We start from the raw sequence: 7141 nt of genomic DNA, 5'->3' as shown, positions 1-7141 counted from the left end.
CTTTTGTTGTCTGGTTTTTTATTTATTTAATAAAAACCAACCAGCTCCGATATTATTTGCTCTCCCCTCTTCTGTTTTTTAAGATGATTTCTTATTCCGAAATACTAACAATTGCTTCAGGTTCATTGATCATCAAGGCCTGCTCTTCGGCTTCGGTAAGCTTCGGCGTCAGATTGCAACTGAGGTATTTAATGCTATACCCTTGCTCGTAAAATAGAGCTTCGTACCTGGTTTTAATACCAAAGTGCCGCATGTTGAGTTCTGATTGATACAAATCTCGGGTATAAATCAGGTTTTCACAACCGAAGGCTTGGAGTGTCTCAAGAGTATAATCAAACAGACTATCGCTATCCGTTTTTAGGTGGAATATCCCACCTTCCTTGAGCATACTGGCGTACATACGTAGAAAACGTGGATGCGTGAGCCGACGTTTAATATCCCGATTTCGTGGCCTTGGATCCGGAAACGTAACCCAGAGTTCATCTACTTCGTTGGGAGCAAAATATAGTTCTACATCCTGTACGATGGTTCGAAGAAAGCCGATGTTGGTGAGCCCCGCATTGATAGCCTGCTTGCTACCGCGAGCCATGCGGTCGCCTTTCATATCCACACCAACGAAATTCTTGTCCGGAAATACCTTTCCCAGTCCTACCGTATATTCACCCTTACCGCAGCCGATCTCTACGATCAGTGGATTTTCATTTTTGAAAAACTGGTCATGCCAGTGGCCTTTGATGGCGTAAAATAAGGGCTTGGGTGGCTCCAGCACGTTATCGGTCTGGGCATTATGAGCAAAAAAATGGAGTTTTTGACGTGACACGACTACCTGTAAGTTTAACCCTACAAAGGTAGAGAATACCCGAAAATTAGAACGAAAAATATTCAATCAGAGGGAGTTACTCCTTACTCCAGCAGCGACAGTACATCTTCCTTCGACAAAGATTTCACAAAGGTATCTTCGGTCGTAATCAGCTCGCTGGCCAATCGTTGTTTGGAATGTTGTAGAGCTAGAATCTTTTCCTCCACCGTATTTTGAGAAATGAATTTGTACGTAAATACGGTTTTATCCTGCCCAATTCGGTGGGCCCGGTCGATGGCCTGAGCTTCAATGGCCGGATTCCACCAGGGATCCAGAATGAATACATAATCGGCCGCCGTAAGGTTTAAACCTAAGCCACCTGCCTTGAGTGAAATCAAGAAAATAGGAACCTGTTCATTCGTCTGGAATAGCTCAACCTGCCCCTGCCGATCTTGCGTATTGCCGTCCAGGTACGCATAAGGAAACCCGCGTTCTTCCAGTTCGGACTTGACCAGATCCAGGTGCTTAACGAATTGGCTGAAGATGAGTATCTTGTGTTTTTCGCCGACTACCGTCTCAATTTTTGCCAGTACTTCTTCCAGTTTTCCCGAACTAAACTCGTATTCAGAATCCACCATTCTTGGGTGATTCGCCAGCTGCCGCAAACGCGTAAGACCTTGAAGCACGACCATCTGGGATTTAGCGATGCCTTCTTCTTCAATGTGCTGAAGAATCATGTTGCGGTAGTACGACTTCGCTTCTTCGTAGGCTTTTTCCTGCTCCTCAGACATGGCACAGTACTGAACGGATTCGACCTTTTCGGGAAGTTCCGTGGCAACCTGCGATTTATGCCGTCGCAGCATGAACGGTTTGATGATGCTGTAAAGCCGCTGCGTTTTCTTTTCATCGCCCCGCTTTTCAATGGGAATCTGAAATTCGTTCCGAAAGAAGGACTGACTACCCAGCAAGCCCGGATTAACGAAGTTCATTTGGCTCCACAAATCCATCGTACTGTTTTCCAAGGGGGTACCGCTCAGAATGAGCCGAAACCGACTTTGTAGCAGTGACAAGGCCTTGGAAATATTAGAACCGGGGTTTTTGATGGCTTGCGATTCATCCAGAATGATGTAATGAAACGGATAACGTTGGAGTAGCTCCACATCAATCCGCACGATACCGTACGAGGTTAATACAATATCGTACTGATTAAATAGGTCGATGTTTTTTTCGCGGTACGTACCCGTATATACCAGTACGCGTAGCATGGGGGTAAACTTTTTAATCTCCAGTTGCCAGTTGTACAGCAGGGACGTGGGCATGACAATCAGTGACGCTTCTTTCGCACCATTTTCGTATTGCGATTGCAGCAGCGACAAGGTCTGTAAGGTCTTCCCCAAACCCATATCATCGGCAAGGCAACCCCCAAACTGGTACTGATTCAGGAAGCGAAGCCAGTCGTAGCCAGCTTTCTGGTAAGGACGAAGGGTACCATTGAGTCCTTGGGGCAACGGATACGCTTCAATTTCTTCGAAATCCCGTAGTTTTTCGAGTTTTCGGTTAATGATCGTAGCGGCCAGACTTTCCTCCTGTAACTCCTGTACCAGAGAAATGTGGTGTTTATGAAGGATCAGATGATCCTGATCGTCGTGGTCGTTAGCAAAGGCGAACAGCTCAGAGTACTGCGAAAACCAGGATTCGGGAATGACGGCAACCTCGCCATTAGGCAGCGTGAATTCCCGCTTTTTATCGAGAATCAACTGTTTAAGTTGCAGGAAAGGAATTTCATATTCCCCAAACCGCACGACTGCGAAGATGTCAAACCAGTCGCGATTTTCGTGAATGGAAAGCTGTAGGGACGAATAGCCGAGAAAATACCGTTTGCTGTCGGTTGGACTCTGACTAATGACAAAACCCTGTTCGAGCAGCGGCTCGTAATGATCCTGAATCCAGGAAAAAGCTTCCGCCTTTGGCAGTACGGCCTGTCCATTCCGTAAATGCAGGTTTCGCTCCCGTAACATTCGTATGGTTTCCTTTTCCCGAGGAATATCCCGCTGAATTTTATGGAATATATATTCGTCCTCGCGAGTCTCCATACTCACATTAGCCGAGGCCGTGAAGCTGTCGAACCGGAAACTATGATCACCGTAGTTAAATGATAAGGTAAGCGTTACATCGGTATCCGTTGCTACTGCTGAAGACGCTGAAGAACCCGCCGTGGCCGATTCAATAAAGTTTTCGCTCAGGTTTAATTGAGGTACCGGACGGAAAGATTCCGAACGGATTTCAAAGCCTTTTGCATATACGTCAAAGAGTGTAATTAGAGAGGAAACAAACTTGCGGTAATAGTCCTCTTCAATGCTTTTAGGAATGACAATAAACTTTTTATGAAAAAAGGGTTTTAGCTTTTTTCCATCAACGGCTGGCTTGAAATGGTACAACTTCGCATCCAACAAAAGCCAAGCCGGGTCTTCGCCCAGTAAGATTGCATCGCGATGCTGAAACTCTACTTTTACTCCCTGGTGCCGAATAGTTGGATAGTAATGCGTATTATCAGCATTCCGCATGACATGAAAACGTACCGAAGCGGGTTCGGTCGGAATGGTGACTTCCTCACGAATGGGATTACCATCGTTGCCCATAATGAAGACGCGTTTGTCTACTAAGAGCGGACAAATCTTGGCCCGGTGGCTTTCAATGTAGTTACAGATGGAATCCTGGACGTTTTTATCGCCTTTATTTTTATCGAAGACTTTGAGAAAGAAATCAGTAGGGGTCGTTTTCTTCGAGCTAAATTTTTTAATCACCACTTCCTGCTGAATAGCATCGATAAGTTTTACTAACTCAAAATCAGTATCATCCAGGCGTTCAGCAAACTCATTGATATTCTTGGAGGAAATGGATTGATGCAGAAGGGTAAGTTCACCGCGATCATTTAACTGAACAATAAACGGTTCCCAAAGATAGCCTAGGTACTCGTGCTGATAGAGCGAGTAGATGAGACAAAACGGTTGGGAGGTAGCAACTTTCATAAGTTTAAAGCGGGAAGGTCCGCTGATCAATTCGTGTATACCTAGCCTAAAACGTGAGTTTAAGGGCCTAGGAATCGAGGTACGGAATGATGCAATTTTTGGAAGGGAAACGGATTCATTTTTGCGAAAATGAAGCAAAACGGTTCTCAATCCAATTTAATTTAAAGGCAAACGAACGGCAATTTTATGATTGGGATTCAAAAAACCTAATTTTTCAATACTTAAGTTTAGCCAAATACAAAGGCATAAAAACCTTTTAAAGCTTCCTGTTTTTTGCGTTCATTGCCAGTTTTATTCTTTTGAGAATAATCCACCCTGATTCGATGAAATAGAGGCTGAATGGCTAGGTAATACTTCCCTTAACAATGGATATTCTAAAACAAAGCGTAGTTGTAATGTGGCTATTTCTAAGCTTAGTAAGTAGTAGTATACATGCTCAGTCCCTTGCTACGCAGCTGGATCACTTATTGGCCCGCCAGATTCTGGGCAACGGGCCGGGCGTAAGCATCGGCGTAATACATAAGGGGAATATTGTGTATGCGGGAACGGCTGGGATGGCCCAAGTGAATACGCGGGAAAAAATCAGTTTGCGAACCAGATTTCGCATGGCCTCCGTCTCCAAGCAGTTTACGGCCATGGGCGTATTACTGCTCGAAGAGGAAGGCAAACTAAAACTCACGGACCCTTTAAGTCAGTTTTTCCCGGAATTCCGTCCGGAACTGTCTTCCCACATTACCCTGCAACATTTACTGACCCATACCTCGGGTATTCGGGATTATGAAGAGTTGATGGACAGTACTTGGCACCGGCAGATTCTGGATGAAGACGTAGTTAAATTATTGCAGGATCAAACGCAGACGTACTTTAAACCCGGTACCCAGTTTCGGTACAGTAATTCAGGCTTTTGTTTGCTGGCGATGGTGGTTCAACGGGTATCCGGTCAGGCTTATGGGACGTTCATGAACGAACGCCTGTTCCGGCCATTGGGCCTAAAAGAAACGTTTGTATACGAAGCTGGGAAAGCGTATCCGCATCGGGCTTTGGGTTATACCGTCACAAAAGAAGGAAAGGTTCAGGAATCCGATCAGAGCCTGACGAGTGCCACCCGGGGAGATGGTTGCGTGTACACCTCGCTGGCCGATTACTTTCGCTGGCATCAGGCCTTACAGCAGGGAAAGCCCTTAGACTTAATCAAGAAATTGCAGACGATGGCTTTTACATTTTCGGAGTTACCCGATTCAGGATACGGTTTAGGCTGGTTTATTCGAAGAACATCTCCCATCGAGTTATTCCACAGCGGTACGACCAGCGGTTTTAGTAACGTAGTTATCCGTATTCCTGAAAAAGATGTATTGCTGGTAATGTTCTCGAATCGGGCCAATCATCACGCATTTTTCAATGAAGTATTGACCGTACTACAAACCGAGCCCGATCTAAAACCGCAAATGAATTGGGAAACCTTTCATCGCCTGACGAATTGAAAAAGGGTCGTATCTGATTTTACAGATACGACCCTCGCTTTTCTTACTGCTTAGGTTCGGTTTTCTTATCTTCCGCCAATAGCTTTAGAAGTACGCCATTCGTCCAGCCAAAGCCATCTTGCAGCGGATACTCACCGCCGCCGCCGAGCAAAGAAGTGTCGTAGACATTGTACTTTTCTACCATACGGCCCGTGGCTTTGTATACCCGAACGTTTTCTTCCACCCAGATATCCCGGATTTCCTTGGCCAGATCCATTTCTTTATAATTTCGCAAACCCTGAATAGCCATCCAGTGCAGAGGAGCCCAGCCATTGGGAGCATCCCATTGCTGTCCCGTTTGAACCAAGGTAGTCGTAAGCCCACCCGGTTTCAGGAAATCATCTTTTAGTCGCTTCGCTACTAATCTTGCCTGATCTTCCGTAGCAATGTTGAAGAATAGCGGATATACTGCCGCCAGGGAGGCAATGGGCGTTTGCTTGGCTTCTTTGAAGTCGTAATCGTGGTAAAATCCGTCTTCTTTATTCCAGCAAAACTGTTGAATAGCCTTCTTACGCTTTTCAGCCAGGTTTTTAAAGCTTTGGCTGTGAGCCTGATCATTAATCAGCGTATAACCTTCCGCCAGCGTCATTTCAAGTTCGTATAGCAGACAGTTCAAATCCACCGGAATAATATCCGTTGTATGAATCGTTCCCATCGTCTTGCCGTCCCGGAACCAACGAGCGGTAAAGTCCCAGCCCGATTCAGCACCCGCCCGAATGTCACGGTATACTTCTTCGGCTTTGCGACCGGTGTGTTGGGCGATGGCTACGTCTTCCTTGTAGGCTTCCGGACGAGGCGTATCACTATCATCATAGTACCGATTTAACTGATAGTTACCCGGCAGACGGACCACGCGACGGTACGCTTCACCCGGCTTCAGGTCACCCGTCTTTTTCATATCATCCTCATTAGCAGCCCCCATCCAGAAGTAGTATTCCTTCAACAATTCGGGTAAGTACTGAGCAATGATTTGATCATTATTACGGGTTTCGGCCAGCAATCGGACCATCAGCGAAAAATACGGTGGCTGCGAACGACTCAGGTAGTAGCTCCGATTGCCGTTAGGAACGTGCCCCTGATACCGAATCAAGTGAGCAAAGTTGGAGACCATCCCTTCGATCAAAGAGTCTTCGCCCGCTTCCTGCAATCCTAGCATCGTAAAATAGCTATCCCAGTAGTAAATCTCGCCAAAACGACCCCCGGGTACGACATAGCTACGGGGTAATGCCAGCAGAGAGCCTTTCACTTCGCCCGTAGGCTTTCGGGTCAAGATCGGCCACAAGGCGTTGATATGAGCCTCAGGCGACAAAGATGTATCCGAAACAAAATGGTTATTAGGAGCATCCGGGAAGCGGAAATACTCGTTAACAAATGCCCTTAAGTCGAAGCCTTCTTTATCTTTCTGCTCTTCATAAGCCCTTAAAATCTGCTTGGCAGGAATGAGTGGTTCCGCGTCGGCAAAGGTCTTGGAGTCCGGGAATAGCTCCTTCATCTGGACATCTACGAAGAGTTGTCCAAATTCTACATCAGGACTCGGGGGAGTCTGAAGTTCGGCCGGTGTACAGGCAAGTAGTAACAAGGGAATTGCTAGAATAGATAGAACACATGAACGAAGTATAAAGGGCATAGAGCTAAATAATAATGCTTAAGGGTTTTTAGAAACGTTTCTGAGTATCAGGGTAATAAAAGTAGAGAAAGCTCTACAGTGCCCCTAAAAGTGGGCAAATATCACCTATTTCTGTAGTTAACGAAGCTAGAGCTAAGATTCATATCCAAAAGAAGGGTAGTTAGCT

General features: G+C 45.9%; 4 protein-coding genes. 1 reads left to right on the top strand and 3 read right to left on the bottom strand.

All coding sequences use genetic code 11. From position 1 onward, the window contains the following. Positions 1 to 91: 91 nt before the first annotated feature. Positions 92 to 820, bottom strand: a complete 729-nt coding sequence (gene trmB / locus ACOJTG_RS10275; protein WP_420153725.1) for a tRNA (guanosine(46)-N7)-methyltransferase TrmB — start codon at positions 818 to 820, stop codon at positions 92 to 94. A gap of 83 nt (positions 821 to 903) precedes the next feature. Beyond that, positions 904 to 3828 carry a DEAD/DEAH box helicase gene (locus ACOJTG_RS10270; protein WP_420153724.1) on the bottom strand — a complete coding sequence of 975 codons (2925 nt, stop codon included), beginning with the start codon at positions 3826 to 3828 and terminating at the stop codon, positions 904 to 906. Positions 3829 to 4223: 395 nt separating this feature from the next. Here ACOJTG_RS10270 and ACOJTG_RS10265 point away from each other — a divergent pair, with 395 nt between their 5' ends. Beyond that, positions 4224 to 5309, top strand: coding sequence for a serine hydrolase domain-containing protein (locus ACOJTG_RS10265; RefSeq protein ID WP_420153723.1), 1086 nt, complete (start codon positions 4224 to 4226; stop codon positions 5307 to 5309). A gap of 43 nt (positions 5310 to 5352) precedes the next feature. Here the strand turns inward: ACOJTG_RS10265 and treF are convergent, their stop codons facing one another. After that, positions 5353 to 6975 carry an alpha,alpha-trehalase TreF gene (gene treF / locus ACOJTG_RS10260; RefSeq protein WP_420153722.1) on the bottom strand — a complete coding sequence of 541 codons (1623 nt, stop codon included), beginning with the start codon at positions 6973 to 6975 and terminating at the stop codon, positions 5353 to 5355. Between the last annotated feature and the right edge of the window lie 166 nt (positions 6976 to 7141).

Source organism: Siphonobacter sp., from assembly GCF_048595215.1.
Lineage (GTDB): Bacteria > Bacteroidota > Bacteroidia > Cytophagales > Spirosomataceae > Siphonobacter.
The sequence above is the reverse complement of the archived record's forward strand: the minus strand, read 5'-3'. Positions and strand labels throughout refer to the sequence as shown.

Coding starts and splice junctions, on each gene's coding strand:
- ACOJTG_RS10270 (WP_420153724.1), bottom strand. CDS start 3,828: ATGAAAGTTGCTACCTCCCAACCGTTTTGTCTCATCTACTCGCTCTAT.
- ACOJTG_RS10265 (WP_420153723.1), top strand. CDS start 4,224: ATGTGGCTATTTCTAAGCTTAGTAAGTAGTAGTATACATGCTCAGTCC.
- treF (WP_420153722.1), bottom strand. CDS start 6,975: ATGCCCTTTATACTTCGTTCATGTGTTCTATCTATTCTAGCAATTCCC.